We start from the raw sequence: 23,202 nt of genomic DNA, 5'->3' as shown, positions 1-23,202 counted from the left end.
CTTTTTTTTTACAAATTAATTACCTGAGCTTTTAGTCACTTCATCTAATGAAATTTCTCCCGAAACGGTATCTTCGGGTATATAATTATCGACATCTACCAAATCACCTAATTCACCGATTTCTTTGAGGTATTTAAACGTTTTTTTTGCTTCCTCTTCATCGACTTTACTAATGGCTACACCAACGTGAACCAATACATAATCGCCAATATCTGCAGAAGGTAACATCTCCAAGCTAGCTTCTTTGGTAATACCTCCAAAATTCACTTTTGCCATCCGTAATGCACCACCATACTGTAGTTCAATACTCTTTATTTTTCCTGGGATTGCTAAACACATAGTTTTAATTTTTTATATGATTTTGGTACATTAACTGTCCAAAAGAAATGTTCTCGTCATTGCTAGACAATTTACAATTAAATTTTAATATAATTTGCTCTTTTTTGGCAATTTGACTTAAGATTGAAACCAATATAACATTCTGAAAAACACCACCACTACAAGCTACAGTTTTAAACCCATGTTTTTTAGCCATTTTTATAATAGCTTTCGCTAACGTGTAAATAAAACTATAGGCTAATCGTTTTTTGCAAAAGCCTTCTCTATAGGCTTTTAATATGGCATTAATAATAAATTTTGAAGGTACTTTATCATACTCTTCCTTATGTAAAAAATCGATATAATAACTTTTAGAATACGTATTTGCACAATTTTCGAGTAGTATTGGTGCTTCAGCTTCAAAGGAATTAACATCAACAATATCTAATGCTGAAGCTACTGCATCAAACAGTCTACCAACAGAGGATGTTTTTAAAGTGTTAGTTTTAATAGTTTTGGAATATATATTCCATTCCGTTTCTGAGAATTTATGCTTAATAATCCCTTTATTTTCTTCCTCTAAAAGACTGAACAAAGCTAATCTAGGTTCTTTTGCCATTTTATCATTAGCAAACCAATCATAATACTCGAAATGATTTAATCGTTCTATTTCGTGATTTTGATAGCTAAAAAATTCGCCTCCCCAAATCGCATTATCATCGCCTAAACCTGTGCCATCCCAAACGACTCCTAATATTCTTTCTTTGGAAGTAAATAAATTATGTTCACCTAATACACTTACAAAATGTGCTTTATGATGCTGAATTTCCTGAACACTATCATTCCATTCTGAAGCAAATTCGTTACCAATAACACTACTTTGATATTGCGAATGCTTATCAATAAGAATAGTTTTTGGTTTTGTTTCAAACAAATCTACATACTGATTAATAGTTGCCTTGTAACGTTCTAAAACCTCGTAGCTATCTAGATTTCCGAAATATTGACTCACATACGTTTGCGCATTTGGCACAAATGCAAAAGTGCTTTTTAAATGCGCTCCCATAGCTAAAATGGGTTCTTTTGTGTTAATTTTAGCTTCAATATAATTCGGTGCTAAACCTCTTGAACGTCTTAGAATAATCTGTTGCTCGTTTACAAACCTAACTACTGAATCATCTTGCGGAAATTGAATATCGAGATTGTGATGCAAAAAATAATCGGCAACTTCTTTTAATTGTTTATTTGCTTCTTCCTTGATTGAAACAATTGGCGAACCATGAATATTTCCACTAGTACAAACTATAGGTTTATCAAGTTTTTTCACAATTAATTCTAATAAACTAGAGGATGGAAGCATTACACCAGTTTGGTTTAAGTTTGGTGCAATAGCATTAGCAGATATTCTTATTTTTTTTGTGTTTTGAAGAATTACAATTGGTGCAACTCTAGATAGCAAAGCTGTTTCTTCATTAGTAGACAATTCAAACTCATTTTTAATAACTTCTATTGAAGGATATAAAACTGCAAATGGTTTGTTTGGTCTTTTTTTTCGACTTCTTAGTTCTTTAATCGCTTCAGGATATGAAGCATCGCAACATAGTAAATAACCATTTGTATTTTTAATTGCTATTATTTTTCCATTGGAAATAAATTGCGCAACTTTTTCTATACAATCGTCCTGATTTTCATCTATAACATCTCCTAAATTATTTGCTAACTGCAATTGTATTCCGCAAGTTGCACAAGAGTTGGTTTGTGAGTGAAACCGTCTATCATTTGGATTTTTATATTCCTCATCACAATCAACACACATTTTAAAATCAGTTATTGAAGTGTGTGTTCTTTCAAACGGAAATTTTGTGGTAATCGAATAACGTGGTCCACAATGCACACAGGTTGTAAAAGGATAATTAAAGCGTCTGTTTTCTGGGCTGGAAATCTCATTCTTACAATATTTACATACAGCAAAATCGGGTGTTAATGGTATGTTTATTTGTGTATTACTTTCAGAAGGAATAATATTGAAAGAATCATATTCAACATAAACATCTTCCTCAATTGCATGAGATGTTATTACTGCAACTTCTGGTTTCTTATTAATAATTTTTTCTAAAAAATCTTCCGCTTTGTCTTTTGAAGTATTGCAATAAATAATAACACCATTTTCATTGTTTGAAACAGTACCTTCAAGTTGATGTTTTTTGGCAAGATTAAAAACAAAAGGACGAAACCCAACTCCTTGAACGCGTCCTTTAATTTGTATTTTAAATGTTTTAATCACCAATTATAAAACATTATGCTTGTTGTTTTTGTTTTACTTTTTCAACTAACCAATCGCACCATTGGTCAATACCTTCTTCAGATAATGAAGATATTTGAATAACTTCTAATTCATGATTTACCTCATGAGCATCTTTGGTTACTGCCTCAACTGAAAATGGTAAATAAGGCAGCAAATCTGCTTTTGACACTAACATCATATCGCTTGTTAAAAACATACGTGGATATTTTTTAGGCTTATCGTCACCTTCTGTTGTTGCCATTAGCGTCACTCGATAATCTTCTCCTAAATCAAAAGATGCTGGACAAACTAAATTCCCAACGTTTTCTATAAAAAGTAAGTCGATATTTGGTAAGTCAAATTGGTCTAAAACCTGATGAATCATTTGTGCTTCCAAGTGGCAAATACCACCTGTTACAATTTGCAGAGCTTGTATTCCAGTTTTACGAATACGTTCTGCATCTCGCTCAGTTTCTAAATCGCCAACCATTACTGCAATTTTTAATTTGTCTTTAAGTTTTTCAGCAGTTTTTTGCATTAGCGTGGTTTTTCCGCTACCTGCAGAGGATGTAATGTTTACTAAAAGTGTATTGCTTTTAGCCATTTCCTTTTTAATAATATCTGCTACAAAGTCGTTTGCCTTTAGTAAGTTTAAGTTTGTATTCTCGCATTGTACGGTTCCGCGAGCTGCTTTGGTGGATTTTTCTACACTCATATTTTTTTCTTTAATTTTTCCTTTTTTAATCTTCAAATTCAACTTTATGAATCAACATTTCTTCACCTTGAATTACATTTTTACTAGGTTTCTGGCATTTATCGCATAAAAAGCGATACTGCTTTACATCGGTAATATGATTACAGCTTTCACATTGTATTTTAAGCTCTAACATTTCTATGTTGAGCTTTACATTTTGATAGAATGGATTTGTCATATGCGACGCTTCAAAAGCATTCATTAAAAGACGAGGCTCTATGTTTGACAAAATACCTACTCTTACGTAAATATCTGTCATTTTATTAAGTTTCTCTGCTTCAAACTCTTGCTCAAGAGTTCTATATATACCATTTATTATAGACGTTTCGTGCATTGTTAGTTTAAAATTGTTTTTAATTTTTTAAGTTGTTCTAAATGCTGATTTGCTTGTTCTATTAGATTTTTATCATCTACCATTGTAGAAATAGAAGTTGCTTTTTCAACCATCTGATTATATTTTTGGGTCTCTGCGCTTTCATCTTCATTGTGCATTAGCCAATACAATTCTAATTGATTTAATAATGTTAAAGCTCTCTCAAAAGGATAGTCGTTTGCAGTACGAACTGCCAAAGCATCTTCAAATAATCCAAAAGCTTTATCTAAGTTGTTATGTAATTTAGCCTCTGGAAAATTCATCAGTGCTGTAGCATAATTATGACTTGCCATAGCAAATTCATAAGGGTATTGTTCTTTTGTGTAAAACGCTAAAACTTCTTTAAAAGAAGACGCGCAAAATGCTGTCCAAATTGGCTTTTCTTCTGAAGACACTGGTATTTCAGAATAAATAAGTGCTAAATTATGATGAATCTCTGTAAATTTTTGAGGATGTGTGTCACGCTTAAAGATTTTTAAGGTGTCTTGAAAAGCATTAATTGCTGGCTTGTAATATTGAGGGCTTCCGTTTTTAGACCATGTATATAATAATGTTGCTTTACGTAATCCTGCTTCACCTAGAAATTCTGGAATATCTGCTTCTTTAAAATATAAAATAGCTTTATTAATATAATTTTAGAATTTATGAAGTCTTCCTGAAAATTTGCAATCTCTGAAGCTTCAATAAGAATTAAACCAGCATTGACTTTTAATTTTTTGTCTTCGTAAAACGCAATACTTGCTTGTTGTAATTCTTGAATTTCAACAAGTTTATTAGTATTATATGGCATCTTTAATTGTGCCATTAATGTATTAGCGAGCAAACTATTAATTGCGTTTTTTGAGGCTTCGGAAATGGCTTTTGGTAAAGATAATCGCAATATTTTCTCAGCTTCTTGATACGCGTTAGCATCTAATAAGAAATTAACAAAATGTTTGATTGTAAATAATCGAAGCTCATCATTTGATGCATTTGCTAAGGCTTCAGTATACAATGCTTTTAATTGATTTGAATCGCATTGCGAAACTACATTCCCATATTGCTCAATGATGCAGTTGTTATGTTGCGACGTTTCTTTTGCGAAAGCTTGCATGTCTTCATTAATCGCATAGCCAAATTGTAAATGTGTTGCAATTAATAAATGATTATGTAATGAGTTTTCTTCTGAAATAAACTCAAATGCCTTTTGATGGTTTCCTAATTTATAAAATACCATAGCTAAAAGATTCTCTTGAGAAAATTCTATGTCTGGAAATAAATAAGGTGGCTCTGTATCATCCCAATCTAAAGACGCACTTATGTCATTTTCTGACACTACAAGTATTTTCTGAGCCTCTTTTAATTGACTTTCTTCAGTAACTATAGTAACAAGCTCATTCAATCTATCGATAGAGTTAATGCTATTCTCAATAGTATTTTTTGTATTAATTTTTGTTAAAATTGTAAGCACTTTTATCTACTTTTTGTGTTCCTCTAATATCTTTTGCAGCTGTCTTTTGCATATTAAGTGCATAAACTTCAGCTAATCTTTTTGATCTGTAATCTCCTATTTTTCGAACCAATAATTGATTTGGGTCTTTTGTATTTACAAAGACTAACGACACTTCCCAACGTCCTTTTATTTCTTCAATTTTAGTACGCACTTCTGCATCCAATAACCAAGCACTTTTAGGATCGTTTCGTTTTGCCATCACATTGTTATTTTAATGAGATTTGTTTTTTCTACAATTTCATATTGTAGTATTCTGTCTGTAGTATCTAAATCATTATCTATTAAAATCTCTCTAATCGCTAATGTTCTATCTCCTTTTAAGTTTCTGGATTTCAATAAAAACTGTGTAGGCTTATGCATTTTAACAAACCATTGACTACTAACTGGTGTAATCAACATTTTTTTTTGTTCAACAACATAAGTGACATAAGCATAATGAATATTTTGAAATAATCGCTCTACAAGTTCTGCGTTTAAATACACATGAGACGATTTGAGTATGACTTTATCTTCTTCCACTATACTTTTGCAAGGTTTAAGTCTTCTAAAATATGATTTACTACTTTATCTCCAGCTTGTTTTACTTCTTCACTTAATACGGTGTCTAACTTCGTGTTTTCTACAGCAATTAAATAGACTTGTATGTCTTCAGGATAATCATCTCCCAATATTTTTTTAGAATATGATAATGCTTGATCCCACTTCATACCATGTAAGAATACCATAGGATCGTCTTGTGGTGCTCGTAACACTTCTTCTGCAGGTACTTTAAACAATGTTCCAACAGGTTCATCTGAATTTACAACAGCATCTACCATCAAAATTTTATCGTGTCCTTTAAGACCAAAAAGCACTTCAAAAGCAGCTGTACCCATATCAAAAATATTTACAACATCATTATCACCTATTATTTTTTGTAATTCTTCAATCACATACATTCCAATACCATCATCACTTCTTACAGGATTTCCAAAACCCATTACTGCTGTTTTCATCTTTATCTTTTCTATTAAACTAAAAAACTTTCCCGAAGAACACCTTCAGGAAAGTTTATATAAATAATTGATTTATATCTATTTATAACTTAAACCTAGATAGTTCTACTCCAGATTTTTGATCGTGTGCGTGAACAGTACAAACAAGACAAGAGTCAAATGAACGTGCCACGATACCAACTTCTACTGGATCACTAGGATCTTCAATATCAATTCCTTCTAGAGCCGCTTCAATAGGTCCTGGATTACCTTTGGCATCATTTGGTCCTACATTCCAAGTCGTAGGCGCCATTACTTGATAGTTTTTAATCACACCATCTTTAATCTCAATCCAATGTGCTAAAGCACCACGTGCAGCTTCTGTTGCTCCAAATCCTTTGCCATCCTTTTCTACAGGTTTTGTATAAAAAGAACCATCAAGGTCAATTTCTGACAACCATTGGTCTATAAATTTATATAAACGAGGTGCTTCGTGAACTCTCGCTAAAACACGAGTAAATACGCTTGGCCCCATTTTTTTCATTATATCTCCAAATAATGGATCTTTAATTTGATGATCTTTGTTATTAGGATTTGCATTCATTATACAACGTGCTAATGGTCCAGCTTCTGCAGCGTGTCCATCATATCTTGGTGCTTTAGACCAGCTGTATTGTCCATCAAAATCTGTGTCATGTAAAGGTTGCGATTTTGCAGGCGTTGGTAAAGGCTCTTCCCATGGGTGTAAACCATCTGCCTGATTATCATACCAAGAATGCTTAACGTGTTCACTAACTTTCATATGGTCGAATTCGTGATAGTTTTCTCCATCAAAGAATCCACTAGAACTAATTAAGGCATCATTTCTACCTTCAATAGTTGGATTATTATATCTGTCTTTGTGCAAGTATGTTCCTGTTGCTAAGAATTTACCAACACCTTGACCGAATTTATCTAAGCCAAACTGAATTCCTGCTCTTATAAGAAGACCTAAATCACTATTTTTATGTGAATCATTTTCTTCAACCCAAGCAAGCATGTCATCCCAAGACTTAATCTCTAGATAACGTTCAATAGAACAACCTAGCCATATAGTCTCTAACCAGTCGTTTTTAAACTGTGTCATAATTGAGTGTGCTCTCGTAATATCTTTTAGAGTAGGTGCACACATTACACCACCAGGAACCATATAACTTGAGTGAGGCCATTGACCACCAAACAATGCATATACTTGAACTGGTAGTCCACTAGCTGTTAGCCCTTTTTGGAATGTTGTCCCTACATAAGCAGACCAACGTTCTACTACTTCTTTATATAAAGGTTGATTAGCATACTTTTTGTTTGCTAAATCGGTCGCGAATATGGCATAAAACCATCTCGGAATACTTTGAATAGTTTCTGTAGCTTGACCAATAGCTCTTAAAAGAAGTGCATTTGGACTTAACTTAGTTCCCCAAGCAGTATCTAGAGCAGATGATGCACAATATAAATGTGATCCTCCACAAATTCCACATATACGTGGTGTTACTATAAGACCCGATTGCGGATCTTTTCCTTCCATTATTTTCTCAAATCCTCTAAAACATTGCTGCTTGAGTATGAGCGCGTGTTACTTTTCCGTTATCGATATAAACTTTGACATCTAAATCCCCTTCAACACGTCCTACTGGTGATATATTTAATTCTTTTACTGACATTTTGTAGTCGTTTTTATTTGATTATTTAGAAGTTTCTGTTATTGGTTTGTTCGTAGGCATTATTTTTTGGAAACCTGCTTCCATATAATAAGCCAATTTACTTCGACCTTCAGGCACTTCCTTAGGGAATACACCTAAATGCTTCATTGTCTTAAAGACGCTGCCTTTCATTAAATCGTTGTGAGGAAATCCAGGTTCTGTACATCCTAAACAAGGATGGTTAGAACGTGTTTTACTCGACTGACGATTCCAAAGGATATTATTACAACTTGCTCTAGTCATTGGTCCACGACATCCTACTTCGTAGAATAGACATCCACCACGTGTACCAAATCCTCCATCTACTTTTTGAGCAAAATTGGTAACATTAGTACAACCGTCTTGTACAAAATCTGTAAAGAATGTTTTTGGTCTGTGATAATCATCAATTAAAACATCACCAATTCTACCTACAGAAATAGCTACAAGTATTTGAGTAATCCAATCTGGATGCGCTGGGCAACCAGGAATATTTATAACAGGTAAACCGCCTTTAGATACATAATCAGCACCTAAAAAGCCACCTTTTGCTTTTTTGTGAAACTGAAGTCCTGTTGATTCACTAGGATTTGGTGCTACAGCAGGAATTCCTCCCCAAGTTGCACAATCTCCAATAGCTACAACATAACCAGCTACTTCAGATAAATCTTTTATCCAATCCATCTGTGGTCTATCCGCAAAATAATTCATCGTTCCTGTGTTATTTGGACCTTGAATTAAAGAGCCTTCGTATACAAGAATATCCATTTGAACTTTTCCTGCAAGAATGTCTCTTAATAAATCTTGGACTTGATCTCCAATTTGTAATCCAGTAGTAGGATGCCAGAGAATATTAAGACCAAAATCTGTAATTAATTCTACTACAGTAGGTTCTTCTGCATTCAAAAAGGACATAGTGTTTCCACTACATGCACCTCCTTGTAACCATAGAACGTTTGCCATAAAATAATTTAGTTTTAGTTAGTTATTAAAAATAAAAGCATGAAAATAATAATAATAATTTAATTTTTTATGATTATAAATATGAATTTAGTAATATAAAAGCTTATTTGTTTTTATTCTAAATAAATTGGTTAGCCAGATTAGTATACCAAAAATAGTGTGAATTTCTATATAAACATTTGACTAATAACTTTTTAAATTTAGAAGTGATTTTTTAAATCAATATTAAAGTTCTAATATTGTTTCATCATATTCTATTGGGCTATCTCTAATACATTCTATTAAAGTTTCTTTTAAAACTATCAAATAAAACATTTGTATTCTAATACCTGTAATACCAACATTTTTGCTATTTAAAATATGCTTCTGCATGTTATTTATCTAATTTTGAATGAAATGCATTCTTGAACTTTTTTACTTCTATTCTTTCGTCAGGGTCTAAATTTAGTATTAATGCTTTTTTCATTATCTCCTGAATTTATAAAAACCATAACGCATCTTTGGCATCGTCTGGAACGCCATTATTAAATCGTGGTGCTATTTGTGCTACCATTTCTGGATATTTTATTGTGATTGGTACATTTTGTTGGCGTAAGGATTTCCAATATAATCTGCTAAACTGATACACTTGCGTTAATAATTCTAACACTACATCTGCATCTTCAAAAGCATCTTCATCTGGACTGCTTACCTTAATTTTTATTGGAAATGGATAACCATCTGTATCTGAATAAAAACGGTCACTTGGATAGCGTGCATTGTTGAACAATAGGAATTGATTTTCGCTAATACGAATGTATGTCCCACTAACTGGCATTAGCTTTTTGTTCCAATTAAGGTCGTAAGCAATAATATCTTCTGCTTCTGTTTTATTGATATTTAGAATGTAGAGCGGAATTTTTAACCCTAATGTATGCATCCCTCTAATAATTGGTTTTAGTTCCTCGTAACTCATTTCTTTATAGAAGTGAATCACTACTTTATCTGCTTCTGCAACGGACGTAAAATCTCTAATGGCTTTACATATACTTCCTGCCAATAGGTCTGTTTCGCTTTGGTCGAAATACTCGAACTTTCTAAACAAGCCATTGTTTTGAAAACTAAAGGCACTTGCTATATACCGCCTGTTTTCGCCTTGATTGGTAAATGCACCAACACCAATTACTAATTCTTTTTTATCGGTTACTGCGAGCTTCCAAGGTGCACCACCTAATTTGGCGTGAATTGCCAATGCCATATTTTGTAATGAGAACTGGAAGTTGTATTGATTCTCGATATTAACCACCATTTTTTCATAATCAACAACCTGTGTAACAATACCTTCATTTAAAAACAATTCTTTGATTTGAATATAGATGTCTCGGTCTTCGGGATTTGGTGTAAACTTATCGAAAGGACTTAAATAGAATGCCGCATAACGCACATTATCGTGGTCAAACGAAAGGTTTTCTAACTGCTCTGTTATTTCTGGTATTGGGTTGTTTTCGTTGGTAAACTCAATAAAATGTTCTTTAGACGTTGAAGCCTTGATGTTTACATAAGCCTCAATCCCTTTAAAATACTTTTTATCCGCAGTAACACCAGTTTTGAGGTTATTGTAAAAGGTTTTAATTGCTTTTTTATGTGACGTATGGTACACAAAGAAAAACTTAATGTTTTGGTTGTTGGGTCTTTTGTAAGGGTTGAGGTTATTCATTGCCAATTTAGGCACTAAATGGGTTTTCTTGTTACCGTATTGGTCTTTACCAAATTCCAATAACCCTACTTGTGGGTCGATATGATTAATACGATTAAGTGGCACATCAATAAACGCATCAGTCTTAAACGGAAATATGGCTTTAAAGTCTTCTGTAAACAGATAATTGGTAGCGAAATTATTAATAAGTGCTACATACTTTTGGTATTTGTTGGCTGGTCTTACAGGTTCCTCAATAGGTATATCTAATGCTCGTGCTAATGGCAAATTAAAAATTGGGTATGCTTGCTCAAACTGAATAGCATTGTAAAATTCTTGTTTTTCCTCTGTATCGAGGTCCATTTGGTAATTAAACGTTTTTTGACCGTATACACAACGTTTTATTAGCTCTGAATCCTCTATATCCTTAACCGAAGTTGTAAGGACTTTTGATGTGCCATCATACGATACAATAAGCTCTGGTAAGTCGGTTAATTTTGCAAATTGTATTTTAAATGAGAATTTATAGTAGAGGTTATAGTCTGCTGTATTCCCTTTTTTTGATGGCATCCACACTTGTACATCACCAACGAAGTTTTTTACTACTATATAGTCTTTCGATTTAAAATAGCTTCTTAATTTATGTTTAAGGAATTGCTTATAAATTCTTAATTCTCTACCATCTACTAAATTTAGCTTAATGCTTGGTGCATCTGGTATTTCTGTTGTAAATGTTGTAAATATTTGGTCTTTGTTAGATAAGTCTGCATCTGGAAACACCTCTTTAATCTGCCTTGAAAATTTAGATTTATGTATGGGATGACTACCTTCAGTATCCTCTAAAGATAAATAAATGGTAGGCGCACTATTAGGCCATTTAAAGTTAAGTATGTTGGTTTTGAGGTGTTCTTGCATTGGTATTGTAATTTTCAGTTTTACATAAAATCTATTTGAATTGCTCTGTTATTTTTTCTCCTTTTTCAATAACTAAACTTATATCATTACTGTTATTGGTTTGTGCATTTAATGAGCTTAAAATTTTTAAACTCTCTTCCGTTTTATAGTCAATAGATTGTTTAAAAAACACTTCAATTGCTTGTTCTATTCTGCTTTTTAAAGTTTTAAGTTCCTTTTGTGGATTACCCTTTTCTTCTGCCCTTGTAAGCGCATAATATTCACCTTTTGAAGGTCTTTTAATTCTTTTATCCAAATTATATGCTCTATTTAGGAATGCTTCCAAACGCATTGCTTTCATTTCTTCTGTTGCCATAACTTAACTGTTTTCTATAATGTCTCGTTCTTCTTGTGTAAGACCATAGAGGTCGTACACCATAGTATCTATTGTTTTTTCTGTTTGGGTGATTTGGGTTTGTAATTCTTGGGCTTTTTTCTTGTTGTCTTCAAATAGCTCTAACCACTCAAACTCGTCTTTTTTGGTAAACGGTGTGCCACCTGCTTTTTTAATGGCTTTGTTGAGTTCTTTTATAAAGTCTGCAAAGTCTAACTCGTGCCAGTTTTGTAGTTTTTTTGATAGCTTATCATTTTTGCTTGATGACTTTATATAATTTTTAAACTTTTCAATGCTATCATTATAGATGGAATAAAATGTTTCTAATTCTTTAGACTTTATTGAAGATTTAGTTTCCTTATTTAAAATATCATTAGGGAAACTTATAGTTTCCAAATAAATTCTTTGCATATTTAATCTTCCTCCGTTTTTAGGGTCTCCTAAAGATGCACAAGTATTTATTAAATAAAACCAAATTAATTTTGAATTAAGCAATCCCAATAAGCCATAACTTGAACTGTTAATTAAAAATATAGTCTTATTTATATAAGTACTATTAGTATCTAAAGCAAAACGAGAACTCATTGCTATTTCTGGGTAAATTATTTTTTGCTCTTCTATTAAATTATAATAATCACAAGCACGTAATTCCCACCAATAACGACCTTTATCACTGCGCTTTTTTGCTTTAATTTCAAACTGTTTTAAGTAATTTGCTATGCCTGAATAATTGCTGTTTAACCACTCCCAAGCTTCTACTTCCGTTTCAAATTTCCCTTGATTATCAGTAAATCCATTAGGAATGCATATTAGGTATTTGTTTTTAGTTCTAATTTGATATTTTCTAACATCATCACCATCAATAAATTCTTTGATGAGTTTAGAAGAATTAATATCCTCTTTAATAATATCTTCTTTTAATTCTTCGCTTATAATAAAAGCTTCATTTAAACCTGTTTTTAAACCATATTTAATATCTAAATTATCTCTATCTGAAATGGAATCAAAGCTTTTAGAAACCTTGTTAAGTATTGAAAGTTCAATATTCGATATTAAATTCCATTTTTCTTCTTTAAAGATTTCAGGCTTTAATGTTATTGAATCTTTATCTATACTAACCTCTAAATTCAAATCTATAAGAGAATTAATTTGTAAGAATTTAGTTTTAATTTTAGGTGCTGATTTATTAACCAATAGTATTAGTGGTGACGTTACAGCATCTTGAAAAACATTTAATTCTCCAAAATCAATAAGTTGTAGTATTTGTAATTTACTTAAAAATTGTTTGAGGTTTTTTCCATAGGAAGCTCTAATAAATTTATTGGGATTAATGAATCCTAATACTCCATTGGAATTTAAAATATTAATACCTAATTCGATAAAATAAACATATAAATCTGCTGTTCCTTGATAAGTTTTAAATCGCTTTTCAAATGCTGGTTTAAATTCTTTTATCATTTCGTGTCGCACATAAGGCGGATTCCCAATCACTACATCAAAACCGTTTTTTGAATTATGAGATTGCCGCGCTTCGCTCGCAATGACAGTAGGATTGAAAATCTGTGGGAATTGTTCCTGCCAGTTAAAGGCTTTATCGCCTGCAACGGTTTTGCTGTCAATTAAACTGTTACCACATTTAATATTGTTGCTTAAATCGTTGAGCTTACGGCGTGGTTGTGCGGTGCGTAACCATAGGGATAGTTTAGCAATTTCTACAGATTCTTCGTTAAGGTCAACTCCATAAATATTGTTTTCTAAAATGGTGTTTTCTATATCGCTTAATATGAAGCCACCACCCAATACTTTTGCTTTTAGCTCATCGATGTAGCGGTGTTCTCTAATAAGAAAATCTAACGCTTGGTTCAAAAATGCTCCAGAGCCACAAGCTGGGTCGCAAATGGTTATTTGCAGTAACCACTCTCTGTAATTATCTAAAACCTTTAATAGTTGCTTTTTAGTGTTTTGGTGTGTTCCCTTTTTTATCTCAAAATAGGCTTCTTCCTTAAAACCTAATTGGTCTTTTTTCTCTTGGCAAAGTTTACCAACGGTATTTTCTACAATGTATTTGGTAATGTATTTTGGTGTGTAGAACACGCCATCTTTTTTACGCTTACTTTTTTGCTTATCGAACTCGCCACCTTCAATTTCGGCATTAACGCTTTCAATTTCGTTGAGTGAGTTTTCAAAAATGTGACCTAAAATATTGACATCTACTTGACTGCTAAAATCGTATTTAGCGAGTTTGTAGGTGTGCTTGTACAGCAAGTCGTCATCAATCTCCAAACTATCTATAATGGCATCCGGTTTAAACAATCCGCCATTGTAGGCATAGATTTCTGCTCTTGAGGTTGTGCCTTTTCTACCTTCATCCAAGAAATGAAAGTATTGTTTAAAGAGATTATATAATGGGCGTTCGTCACCAAAATCGATGTCGGCTTTCCACTTATCTAATATCTGTATGGTTGAATTTGGTGGTAATAGGTCTCTATCTTCGGCAAAGAAAATGAACAGAAAACGGTCTATGAGTTTCTGTGATTTTTTGAATAGGGATAATTTTACGTTTTTTTCGAGTGCTTTTAGTTCGTCTGTTTCTTGAGATATCTCGACTGCGCTCGATGTGACAGCTTCGGATTTAATGCGTTTGGCATTTCGTTTTACGAGGTCTCTAAAGAGTTCGCGTTTAAATACGGAATAGTCGTTGTAAAACTGTTTGGTAATCTTGTCTTCTTCAACTAAAGAGGCTTCTTTTATTGTTAGCGGTAGATTGTTAAGAATGTTATCCTTTTGTAAGCATAGGTACATTAAAGCAAATTCTTCGGGTGCTAACTGAAAGAGATTAAACTCTAAAAACTCGGTAGCATCGTTGATATAAAATCGCAACTTCTCAAAATTGGACGTAATAACATACACACAGCCTTTTTGATTGGCTTTATAGTCGAACGCCTGTTTACGGATGCTTTCTAAATCTTTGGTATTGGTTCCCTTTAGTTCAATTACGCCAATTGCTTTAGCTTCCTTTAAAATAGCTCCATCTGCTTTACCAGCTCCTTTTTGGTTTTTAAACTCGGTAGTGATATTAAAATCAGGCTTTGGATTTAGCGTATAACCCAAGACATTGACAAACAGCTCATCCAGAAACTTTGCCTGGTACTGTTCTTCTTTAGAGTTTTTAATATTCTCTTGAATGGTAGCATTATGAAAATACTTGGTATATTTTTTATAGGCACGCTCTACTACTGAATTATCTTGTTGCGCCAGATATGTTTTTATTACTGATGTTTGAAATAATGCCATTTAAAGCTGCTGTTTTTTGTTGGTTAAGTTGTTAATTTCTTCTTCTACTTTTTTGAGGATTTCCGTACTGTTGGATTCATCTTTAAGCATATTGACAATTTTATCAGCCATCCAAAAGTTTAGTAACTCATTTTCTCTTTCATTTAAAGCCTTTGCTAAATCCTCCACTTGTTCCTTTCTAGCCATACGTGTACCACGTTCAATTTTACTTAAAAGTGCGGTATCAATATTCATTTGAGAGGCAACCTCACGCAGTAATAGTTGCTTTTCTTCCCTTAACTTCCTTATATAATTACCAAATGTCATTTTAGAGATATTTTGACTTGTCAATATCTGTCTAATGTAAGAAAAAGTAAGTAAAGGAAAATAAAAAGATATAAACAGTTGTTAACAGTAGATCCTGAAACAAGTTCAGGATGACAAAAGATAGGAAATGAGGATATTGAGGATTTGAGGATTTGAGGATACTGAATTATAATATAAAGAAATGAGGATTTAGAATCCTCGTTTCCTTAACCGTTTTCGTACAGTTGTTGCGGTGGTCTTTTTCAGGTTTTTGTTAAAGCAGTATTCTCAAAAGACCTACGACCAAAATTCGTCTGCTGATGTAATTACAGCCTTGAATTTAAGATATTTATGGGACTTATGACTTTATAGCGTTTTAATAATGTAAGGTTTTAGCCTGTCGAAAATGCAAAGACATCCTTAAATCCTTAATTTCCTTAAATCCTTAATTTCTTCAAAAATGTGAGATGAGAACTCTGGGTTGTGCATGAGGAAATGAATTAAAATTTGTAAATTAGTTTAGAATTATACCCTCTAATGGACCAGCCCATAAAAATATTTAGATTTGGCATAGAGGATGCCCAAAAAGTAACTTCATCAATGAATGAGCCTCATACTCATGATTTTGAAGAAATTCTTATTGGTATGGATGGGTCTATAGAGCATTTTATTGATTTTGAGACCACGATTATTCCCGCTCCTTACGTTTGTTTTGTAAGTAAAAGGAAGATGCATAGAGTAAAACCCATTTTAAAAGATTGCAAGTGCGATGTTTGGGTTATAAGGTTCCAGAGTGAATTTGCGGCTGAAATTATTTTTCAGCTCTACTCCGCTTTTCATAACAATGCTAATATTTTTTGGCCAGTTGAAAGGCTTACGGGACGTCTTCCGGTTTTGACTGAAATGATGTATAACGAATTAACGCAACCAAGCCCAGATTTTTCCATTATTAGACATTTGCTTAATGCTGTGATATCGATTGTACTCTCAGAGAAACAACAGCAACAAAGTGCAGATGTATCAACCAACCAAAATGAAACGTTCACTAATTTTCTATCTATTTTAGAAGAAAATTTTCGCCGTCCTTTAAGTGTTGGTTTCTACGCAGAAAAGCTGTTTATGAGTACACGGAATCTCAATTTGATTTGCCAAAATATCCTGCAGCAAAGTGTATCTGAAATCATTGAAACTAGAAAGTTAATTGAGGCGAAAAATCTATTAACTTCCACAGATAAAACCGTTGCAGAAATAGCCTATGAATTGGGTTATAATGAAAACTCTTACTTTTCTAATGTTTTCAAAAAAAAATCTGGACAAACACCAGGTGAGTTTAGGGAAGAGATGAAAACTATGCTTACTTCCTAAAACTATAATCCATTTACCTAAAAGTGTAATTAGGACTTGTTGCTTCTCCCTTAATTTTGTAATCAAATAATTGTTAACCCTTTAAATTTATTTGATTATGAAAAAACTAATGATTTTAGCAGTACTGACCTTATTTACTGCTGGTGCAATTGCACAGAACCAATGGAAGGTAGATCCTTACCACTCGTCTTTGAATTTTAACATTGAACACTCTGGAATTAGTTTGGTAAATGGAAAATTTATGGACTATACCGGAACATTATCTACCACAGGAGACACTCTAACAGGTGCTGCCTTTAATTTTACGGTACAAACAACCAGTATTAATACCAATGTAGACCAAAGAGATAACCATTTAAGGAGTGCTGATTTTTTTGAAGTAGAAAAGTACCCAATCATGACTTTTAAAAGTTCGCAAATTTTAGCAACTGGCAAACCAGACCATTATCTACTCTATGGTACTTTGACTATAAAAGATGTTACCAAAGCTGTTGTTTTTGATGTTTATTATGGTGGTATAGCCAAAAGCGACCAAGGTGAAAAGTTGGGTTTGAAAGCCAAGACAACGATAAATAGGTTTGATTACAACATTAATTACGACCCTACGGCAGCAGGCATTGGAAAAGATGTGGATATTGTAGTTCATCTACAGTTCGCCAAACAGTAAGATTATTGCTAATTAAAAATTAAAATTTAGACATCATGAAAAAGTTTAGAGTCCAAAAGATAAGCAAACAAGACATTTATGTAAGATACTTAATTTCAGCTGTACTTATCCTAATTGTATTAAAAGAAGAATTGGTAGGATTTCCATTTTATTTACTACTAACGATAGCAATACTGCTGTTGTTTACAGGGATTGTGGAAAGAAGTATTCTCAAATCCAAGTTTTACCCTGATGAATAAGTTAACAATCTTAAGAACAATGCTTAAAATATTTTTGATTTAAAAAAAACATTATGAATGTTGATATGGAAAACCCAATAGTTTGTGACCCAGTAACAGGTGTTTGTGAAATTCCTGTTGTTACGCCTAACTCTCAAAAATTAGAAACTATTGCTGCTGTAATGAAGCCGATTCGAGTGATTTATTATACAGATCCAATTTGTTCAAGCTGTTGGGGCATAGAACCACAATTACGAAAGTTGAAGCTAGAATACGGACACCTGCTAGAGTTTGAATATAGAATGGGTGGATTGTTACCCGACTGGAGTTATAATAGTGGTGGTATAAGTAAACCAGAAGATGTTGCACATCATTGGGATGAAGTGAGTCAGCATTATCAAATGCCCATAGATGGTGATGTATGGTTGGAAGACCCATTACATTCATCTTATCCGCCATCTATAGCTTTTAAAGCTGCACAGCTGCAGGATGACCAAAAGGCGCTCATATTTTTACGACGATTGCGTGAACTGCTGTTTCTTGAAAAGAAAAATATTACCAAATGGGAACATGTAGTTGACGCTGCTTTGGTTGCTAAACTGGATGTAAACCAATTGAAAGAAGATTATAAGAATGGCAGTGCAGAAAAGTTGTTTGAGGAAGATTTGGAATTAGGTCGACAATTAGGTATTCGTGGTTTTCCAACAATCATTTTTATCAATGAAGATGGCTATGAACAACTTGTATATGGGTCTAAACCCTATAAGGACTATGAACTGGCAATAAAAAGGTTTTTACCCATAAGTAAGAAAAAGTTCTATGATAATTCGTTGAACAACTTGATGGCTCATTATCCATCACTCACAGTGAAGGAATATGCGGAATTGTCTAATATTAACTTTCTCATAGCGAAAGAAACTCTTGAATGGTTGTGCAGTAATAACCAACTTAAAAAAACAGAAACCAAGAACGGCAATTTATATAGTCTGAGATTATGGAATATGTGATTTAAACAATAAAAAGGCGTAATTATGAAACCCAGATATACTACATACCCAGAGTACTGCGATGTAAACACAGGATTATGTGTTATACCGGTTCAATTTATAGAACCCGTTGAGATTTCACACGTTCATTTATCTGATGGGTGTCTTTAGAACGAAATTAACTGAATAATAATCGATACAATGAAAGCATATACGACCTTAACAGAAGCGATAAACGATTTAATACAGCAAGGATATATCTCAAATTTTAATATAAAAAGTTACTGTATAGAATGTCCATCAAACCATTTAAAACTTAAGCCAAATGAGTTTGAGGTAGATATCGTGTACCGCTTTCAAGAAATGTCGGATGTAGATAATGAAAGCATATTATATGCCATTTCATCCATTAAGAACAATGCTAAAGGCTTATTGGTAAATGCCTATGGTATTTATGCTGACACCGATTCGGCTGAATTGATTGCTAAACTCGGCAAGCCTCTAAGTTAAAATGATTTGCCAAAAGCACTAATAGGTATTATAATCACATTTATAATTCTTTTACCTAAAGGTGTCGCGGCCATTAGAGGTTCTTTTAAAAAAGTTTCAAAGTAGTATTAACCTTTCTGTAAGATCTATAAACGCAAGTCTTGGATTTAAAATTCCTGCCGCAGCCATTTTATGTGAGTGGTAGGTCAGTCTAATAGTATTTGGAATTGACAAAAAATCTATGGTATTACTCGCTTTTTCTTAGTTTACCGTCATGCTTTCATTGAATAAAGGCAAAACCAACATTACCTATGGCACGGTGCTCGTTATGATTCTCTTTGCTTATATCTATACGATTATTTATCCTTAATTTTTTTGAGTCATTCTACAAAGAACATATTGATTAGTTTTTACACTGATTGGTTCTTTTATTTCCCAAGATTACAACCTTCCTGCCTAAAAGTGTAAGTTATAACACTACCCTAATTGCGAACTTTGTTTCATTAAAAAGTAATAACATAAAAATATAAATTATGGAAAAAGTTGTAAGAAGATTAGAAAATAAAGTGGCTATTATAACCGGAGGCGCTGGTAGTATTGGCAAAACAACAGCCAAACTGTTTTTAGACAATGGAGCAAAAGTGTTTTTGGTAGACCTCAATGAGGACTCACTAAAAAAGGTAGCGGATGAATTAGGAAGTAAAAACATTAAATATGCTGCAGCAGATGTTACCAAGTCAGAAGATGTGAAACGGTATGTAACAGAAGCCATAAATGCATTTGGCAAAATAGATATATTCTTTAACAATGCGGGGATTGAAGGCGTAGTGAAGCCAACGGTAGATTATCCAGAAGATGAATTTGACAAAGTGATTGCCGTAAACGTGAAGGGTGTTTTTTTGGGTAACAAATATGTTTTACCAAAAATGAAAGATGGTGGAAGTGTTATCCTTACTTCCTCTGTAGCAGGAATTGCAGGCAGTCCCAATGTAACGGCCTATATTGCAAGTAAGCACGCTGTTGTGGGTATGATGAGGAACCTTGCAATAGAAGTGGCACCTCGTAAAATTCGTGTAAATACCATAAACCCATCACCTGTTGATAATAGAATGATGCGCTCGCTGGAAGCTGGCTATAACCCTGATGATGCCGTTGGTATGAAAAAAGCTTTTGAAAATTCAATACCATTAGGTCGATACGCAGACCCGATTGAAATTGCACAACTCGTTCAATTTTTGGGAAGTGATGAAAGTAAATTTATTACTGGAACAACGCAAGTTATTGATGGAGGAATGAACGCATAATTATTAGGGTCGCAAAGTAATTAAAATTACAAAGGTTTATGGTTTTCATTGATTTTTTAATGTGTTTTACCCTTGTAGTTAGTTTAAAAACCATCCACATTCTTTGATTGGTGGTATGCTGTTGGATGGTTTGCGACCCTATTATTTAATATGTGAATTATTAATCCAGAAAACTAGAACTTCCTAAATCTATAATTCAATTACCTAAAACTGTAATAGCAGCAATCCTACAGCAACTATCTTTGAATCAAAATATTAACATAAAAATACAAGAATTATGAAAACTACAAAATGGGTATTGGACCCATCACACAGCGAAATAACTTTTAAGGTAAAACACCTTATGATTTCTCACGTAAAAGGAGAATTTAAAACTTTTGATGCCTCAATTGACGGAGAAGATTTTAGATCTTCTAAAATTAATGTAACCATTGATACTGGTTCTATCTCTACTAATAATGATGACAGGGATGCACATTTAAAAAGTCCTGACTTTTTTGAGGTTGAGCAATATCCAGAAATCACATTTGCGAGCAAATCACTTCAAAAAGTTGATGACGACGATTTTAAATTGATAGGTGACCTAGCCATTAAAGGAACCACCAAAGAAATAGAATTAGACACAGAATTTGGTGGCTTTATGAAAGACCCTTATGGCAATGAAAAAGCAGGTTTTTCTATCAATGGAAAACTTAACCGAAAAGATTTTGGATTAAACTGGAATGCAGCTTTAGAAGCTGGAGGTGTTATGGTTGGAAATGAAATTAAGATTAATGCAGAAGTTCAATTTGTTAAACAAGTTTCATAATAAATTATGAAATGGATAGAAAACAATTTATCAAATCCGTGGCACTCTTGCCATTAATAGGTTCAAGTATGACTTTGAAAGATTTTAAATAAAATGACCTCTACAATGAGTAGTACAGGAAAAATGCCTGTACTATTCTTGGGTCATGGAAGCCCAATGAATGCTATTGAAGAAAACGAATTTGTTGCAAGGTTTAGACAATTAGGTAAAGAGCTGATACGACCAAATGCTATACTCTGTATTTCGGCGCATTGGGAAACCAATGGGACTTATGTTACCGCTATGCAAAACCCAAGAACTATTCACGATTTTGGAGGCTTTCCTCAAGCTCTGTTTGATGTTCAGTACCCTGCACCTGGAAGTCTGGAATTGGCCAAAGAAACTAGGGACATCATTAGTAAAACAGAAGTGGGATTTGACGATAAATGGGGACTTGATCATGGTGCTTGGAGTGTTATAAAACATTTATATCCTAATGCAGACATTCCTGTAATACAAATGAGTATTGATTATACGAAGTCCGCCAAATACCATTATGAATTGGCAAAAGAAATTAACAGTCTACGTAATAAAGGCGTTTTAATTATTGGAAGTGGAAATATGGTTCATAACCTACGAAAAGTGGAATGGAACAGGCTGAATGAAGAATTTGCTTTTGATTGGGCCATAGAAGCCAACGAAAAAATGAAAAGCTATATTTTAAGTGGCAATCATGAAAATTTAATCAATTTTAAATCCCAAGGAAAGGCATTTGATTTAGCAATTCCAACTCCAGAACATTATATGCCGCTGTTATATACATTGGCATTAAAAGAAGAAAACGAAACTATAGAATTATTTAATGACAAACCTGTTGGAGGTTCACTAACAATGACTTCAGTAAAGATAGGTTAGAAAAAAAAACAATGAATTATGAAAAAATTAATGCAAATTGAATTAAACGAAAGCAGTGTTAGTATAGCTGTCTTATTATTAAGGTTTGGTGTAGGTATAATGATGCTTGTTCATGGAATCCCTAAACTGCAAATGTTGTTTAGCGGTGATATTCAATTTCCAGGTGTAATGGGTATGAGCCCCACTATTTCGTTAGTTTTAACGGTATTTTCAGAGGTTTTATGTTCTATATTACTGCTGATTGGTCTTTTTACCAGAATAGCAGCCATTCCATTGATTGTAACTATGTTGGTAGCCGTATTGATGATTCATGGAAGCGATCCCTATGCCATGAAAGAATTAGGTCTGTTTTACTTGTTGGGCTATGTAGTATTATTAATTCTTGGTAGCGGTAAGTATTCTTTTGATGCTATTATGCAAAGTTATCGAATAAAGGAATAAAATTATTAATTTGATTTAAGCACTTAAACAATGAATTTAAAAAAGAAAATTATTATTAATTCTCTTAAGTTGTTTGAAAGTTATGGCATCAAAGTAGTAACAATGGATGATATCTCTGAAGCGATGGGTATATCAAAAAAAACGTTGTATATACATTTTGCAGGAAAAGAAGAATTAGTAAATAATGTCATTCAATTTCTTTTTGAATTACATTTTAAAGCTATACACAAGATTATAGGTGATACTAATTCTACAATTCAAAAGATAGAGAAGATTTATGAATACGCCTTAAATTATTTAATGAAAGTTACACCTGTTTTTCATTTCGATTTAAAAAAATATTATTCTGATAGCTATAAGATTTATGACCAGAATCGTAGAAAAATAATTTTTGGAATTATTAAGGATTTTTTGGATGAAGGACAATTAAGAGGTACAATAAACAAATCTATACATACCGAGTTATTCTGTGAATTTCATCTTATGAGTTTAGATAAAATTATAACCTATAATGCTTTACCTACAGATTATAGTGCAAGGGACATACTTGACAACTCTATTGGTGTAAGCTTGAAGGGTATTATTAATCAAGCGCAAAAGAAAAAGTAAATTAAA

General features: G+C 32.9%; 24 protein-coding genes. 9 read left to right on the top strand and 15 right to left on the bottom strand.

The annotated features are described in order from the left end of the window. Positions 1 to 15 precede the first annotated feature (15 nt). The 15 genes from SIB89_RS16195 to SIB89_RS16125 all read right to left on the bottom strand — a co-directional run bounded on the left by SIB89_RS16195 (position 16) and on the right by SIB89_RS16125 (position 15,436). Positions 16 to 339, bottom strand: a complete 324-nt coding sequence (locus SIB89_RS16195; RefSeq protein WP_412560602.1) for a HypC/HybG/HupF family hydrogenase formation chaperone — start codon at positions 337 to 339, stop codon at positions 16 to 18. 4 nt (positions 340 to 343) lie between these two features. Then, entirely contained in the window at positions 344 to 2,602 is a 2,259-nt protein-coding gene (hypF, locus tag SIB89_RS16190; protein ID WP_412560601.1) for a carbamoyltransferase HypF, read from the bottom strand. A 13-nt stretch (positions 2,603 to 2,615) separates the two neighbouring features. Then, positions 2,616 to 3,317, bottom strand: a complete 702-nt coding sequence (hypB, locus tag SIB89_RS16185) for a hydrogenase nickel incorporation protein HypB (protein WP_412560600.1) — start codon at positions 3,315 to 3,317, stop codon at positions 2,616 to 2,618. Positions 3,318 to 3,342: 25 nt separating this feature from the next. Continuing rightward, on the bottom strand, positions 3,343 to 3,690 hold the full coding sequence (locus SIB89_RS16180) for a hydrogenase maturation nickel metallochaperone HypA (protein ID WP_412560599.1): 348 nt from the start codon (positions 3,688 to 3,690) through the stop codon (positions 3,343 to 3,345). A gap of 2 nt (positions 3,691 to 3,692) precedes the next feature. After that, on the bottom strand, positions 3,693 to 4,124 hold the full coding sequence (locus SIB89_RS16175) for a hypothetical protein (protein ID WP_412560598.1): 432 nt from the start codon (positions 4,122 to 4,124) through the stop codon (positions 3,693 to 3,695). 182 nt (positions 4,125 to 4,306) lie between these two features. Next, a complete protein-coding gene (locus tag SIB89_RS16170; protein ID WP_412560597.1) occupies positions 4,307 to 5,179 on the bottom strand; it encodes a hypothetical protein in 873 nt (290 codons plus the stop codon). Then, complete coding sequence (locus SIB89_RS16165; protein ID WP_412560596.1) at positions 5,154 to 5,420, bottom strand: hypothetical protein; 267 nt, start codon at positions 5,418 to 5,420, stop codon at positions 5,154 to 5,156. Before SIB89_RS16165 ends, SIB89_RS16170 begins: the two co-directional genes overlap by 26 nt. Then, positions 5,420 to 5,740 carry a hypothetical protein gene (locus SIB89_RS16160; RefSeq protein WP_412560595.1) on the bottom strand — a complete coding sequence of 107 codons (321 nt, stop codon included), beginning with the start codon at positions 5,738 to 5,740 and terminating at the stop codon, positions 5,420 to 5,422. The genes SIB89_RS16165 and SIB89_RS16160 overlap by 1 nt, the downstream gene beginning before the upstream one ends. Next, positions 5,740 to 6,216, bottom strand: a complete 477-nt coding sequence (locus SIB89_RS16155; RefSeq protein ID WP_412560594.1) for a hydrogenase maturation protease — start codon at positions 6,214 to 6,216, stop codon at positions 5,740 to 5,742. The genes SIB89_RS16160 and SIB89_RS16155 overlap by 1 nt, the downstream gene beginning before the upstream one ends. Before the next feature lie 82 nt (positions 6,217 to 6,298). After that, positions 6,299 to 7,795: a nickel-dependent hydrogenase large subunit gene (locus SIB89_RS16150; RefSeq protein WP_412561924.1), complete on the bottom strand. Its 1,497-nt coding sequence runs from the start codon at positions 7,793 to 7,795 to the stop codon at positions 6,299 to 6,301. Between the two features lie 118 nt (positions 7,796 to 7,913). Continuing rightward, the gene (locus SIB89_RS16145; protein WP_412560593.1) at positions 7,914 to 8,873 is read right to left on the bottom strand and encodes a hypothetical protein; all 960 of its coding nucleotides are present in this window, start codon (positions 8,871 to 8,873) and stop codon (positions 7,914 to 7,916) included. Positions 8,874 to 9,351: 478 nt separating this feature from the next. Next, complete coding sequence (locus SIB89_RS16140; protein WP_412560592.1) at positions 9,352 to 11,463, bottom strand: Piwi domain-containing protein; 2,112 nt, start codon at positions 11,461 to 11,463, stop codon at positions 9,352 to 9,354. A 31-nt stretch (positions 11,464 to 11,494) separates the two neighbouring features. Continuing rightward, positions 11,495 to 11,818, bottom strand: a complete 324-nt coding sequence (locus SIB89_RS16135; protein ID WP_412560591.1) for a hypothetical protein — start codon at positions 11,816 to 11,818, stop codon at positions 11,495 to 11,497. A gap of 3 nt (positions 11,819 to 11,821) precedes the next feature. Further along, positions 11,822 to 15,130 (bottom strand): Eco57I restriction-modification methylase domain-containing protein, encoded by a 3,309-nt coding sequence (locus tag SIB89_RS16130; RefSeq protein WP_412560590.1) that lies wholly within the window; start codon positions 15,128 to 15,130, stop codon positions 11,822 to 11,824. Further along, entirely contained in the window at positions 15,131 to 15,436 is a 306-nt protein-coding gene (locus tag SIB89_RS16125; RefSeq protein ID WP_412560589.1) for a helix-turn-helix domain-containing protein, read from the bottom strand. Between the two features lie 516 nt (positions 15,437 to 15,952). On the opposite strand from SIB89_RS16125, the gene SIB89_RS16120 reads away from it, so the two are divergent. The 9 genes from SIB89_RS16120 (at position 15,953) to SIB89_RS16080 (ending at position 23,196) form a co-directional block, all read left to right on the top strand. Beyond that, positions 15,953 to 16,780 carry a helix-turn-helix domain-containing protein gene (locus tag SIB89_RS16120; protein WP_412560588.1) on the top strand — a complete coding sequence of 276 codons (828 nt, stop codon included), beginning with the start codon at positions 15,953 to 15,955 and terminating at the stop codon, positions 16,778 to 16,780. 97 nt (positions 16,781 to 16,877) lie between these two features. Further along, entirely contained in the window at positions 16,878 to 17,447 is a 570-nt protein-coding gene (locus SIB89_RS16115) for a YceI family protein (protein WP_412560587.1), read from the top strand. Positions 17,448 to 17,739: 292 nt separating this feature from the next. Next, the gene (locus SIB89_RS16110) at positions 17,740 to 18,672 is read left to right on the top strand and encodes a DsbA family protein (protein WP_412560586.1); all 933 of its coding nucleotides are present in this window, start codon (positions 17,740 to 17,742) and stop codon (positions 18,670 to 18,672) included. Positions 18,673 to 18,852: 180 nt separating this feature from the next. Next, a complete protein-coding gene (locus tag SIB89_RS16105) occupies positions 18,853 to 19,161 on the top strand; it encodes a phosphoribosylpyrophosphate synthetase (protein WP_412560585.1) in 309 nt (102 codons plus the stop codon). Positions 19,162 to 19,673: 512 nt separating this feature from the next. Further along, positions 19,674 to 20,444, top strand: coding sequence for an SDR family NAD(P)-dependent oxidoreductase (locus tag SIB89_RS16100; protein ID WP_412560584.1), 771 nt, complete (start codon positions 19,674 to 19,676; stop codon positions 20,442 to 20,444). Positions 20,445 to 20,721: 277 nt separating this feature from the next. After that, complete coding sequence (locus SIB89_RS16095) at positions 20,722 to 21,252, top strand: YceI family protein (RefSeq protein ID WP_412560583.1); 531 nt, start codon at positions 20,722 to 20,724, stop codon at positions 21,250 to 21,252. Between the two features lie 105 nt (positions 21,253 to 21,357). Further along, entirely contained in the window at positions 21,358 to 22,146 is a 789-nt protein-coding gene (ygiD, locus tag SIB89_RS16090) for a 4,5-DOPA dioxygenase extradiol (RefSeq protein ID WP_412560582.1), read from the top strand. Positions 22,147 to 22,164: 18 nt separating this feature from the next. Next, a complete protein-coding gene (locus SIB89_RS16085) occupies positions 22,165 to 22,587 on the top strand; it encodes a DoxX family protein (RefSeq protein WP_412560581.1) in 423 nt (140 codons plus the stop codon). Positions 22,588 to 22,617: 30 nt separating this feature from the next. Beyond that, the gene (locus SIB89_RS16080) at positions 22,618 to 23,196 is read left to right on the top strand and encodes a TetR/AcrR family transcriptional regulator (protein ID WP_412560580.1); all 579 of its coding nucleotides are present in this window, start codon (positions 22,618 to 22,620) and stop codon (positions 23,194 to 23,196) included. Positions 23,197 to 23,202: the final 6 nt, after the last annotated feature.

This window comes from Winogradskyella sp. MIT101101 (assembly GCF_047126865.1).
GTDB classification, from domain to species: domain Bacteria; phylum Bacteroidota; class Bacteroidia; order Flavobacteriales; family Flavobacteriaceae; genus Winogradskyella; species Winogradskyella ouciana.
The sequence above is the reverse complement of the archived record's forward strand: the minus strand, read 5'-3'. Positions and strand labels throughout refer to the sequence as shown.

Coding starts and splice junctions, on each gene's coding strand:
- SIB89_RS16180 (WP_412560599.1), bottom strand. CDS start 3,690: ATGCACGAAACGTCTATAATAAATGGTATATATAGAACTCTTGAGCAA.
- SIB89_RS16105 (WP_412560585.1), top strand. CDS start 18,853: ATGAAAGCATATACGACCTTAACAGAAGCGATAAACGATTTAATACAG.
- SIB89_RS16085 (WP_412560581.1), top strand. CDS start 22,165: ATGAAAAAATTAATGCAAATTGAATTAAACGAAAGCAGTGTTAGTATA.
- SIB89_RS16145 (WP_412560593.1), bottom strand. CDS start 8,873: ATGGCAAACGTTCTATGGTTACAAGGAGGTGCATGTAGTGGAAACACT.
- SIB89_RS16165 (WP_412560596.1), bottom strand. CDS start 5,420: ATGGCAAAACGAAACGATCCTAAAAGTGCTTGGTTATTGGATGCAGAA.
- SIB89_RS16155 (WP_412560594.1), bottom strand. CDS start 6,216: ATGAAAACAGCAGTAATGGGTTTTGGAAATCCTGTAAGAAGTGATGAT.
- SIB89_RS16195 (WP_412560602.1), bottom strand. CDS start 339: ATGTGTTTAGCAATCCCAGGAAAAATAAAGAGTATTGAACTACAGTAT.
- SIB89_RS16135 (WP_412560591.1), bottom strand. CDS start 11,818: ATGGCAACAGAAGAAATGAAAGCAATGCGTTTGGAAGCATTCCTAAAT.
- SIB89_RS16130 (WP_412560590.1), bottom strand. CDS start 15,130: ATGGCATTATTTCAAACATCAGTAATAAAAACATATCTGGCGCAACAA.
- SIB89_RS16115 (WP_412560587.1), top strand. CDS start 16,878: ATGAAAAAACTAATGATTTTAGCAGTACTGACCTTATTTACTGCTGGT.
- hypB (WP_412560600.1), bottom strand. CDS start 3,317: ATGAGTGTAGAAAAATCCACCAAAGCAGCTCGCGGAACCGTACAATGC.
- SIB89_RS16080 (WP_412560580.1), top strand. CDS start 22,618: ATGAATTTAAAAAAGAAAATTATTATTAATTCTCTTAAGTTGTTTGAA.
- SIB89_RS16110 (WP_412560586.1), top strand. CDS start 17,740: ATGAATGTTGATATGGAAAACCCAATAGTTTGTGACCCAGTAACAGGT.
- SIB89_RS16125 (WP_412560589.1), bottom strand. CDS start 15,436: ATGACATTTGGTAATTATATAAGGAAGTTAAGGGAAGAAAAGCAACTA.
- ygiD (WP_412560582.1), top strand. CDS start 21,358: ATGAGTAGTACAGGAAAAATGCCTGTACTATTCTTGGGTCATGGAAGC.
- SIB89_RS16095 (WP_412560583.1), top strand. CDS start 20,722: ATGAAAACTACAAAATGGGTATTGGACCCATCACACAGCGAAATAACT.
- SIB89_RS16140 (WP_412560592.1), bottom strand. CDS start 11,463: ATGCAAGAACACCTCAAAACCAACATACTTAACTTTAAATGGCCTAAT.
- SIB89_RS16100 (WP_412560584.1), top strand. CDS start 19,674: ATGGAAAAAGTTGTAAGAAGATTAGAAAATAAAGTGGCTATTATAACC.
- SIB89_RS16120 (WP_412560588.1), top strand. CDS start 15,953: ATGGACCAGCCCATAAAAATATTTAGATTTGGCATAGAGGATGCCCAA.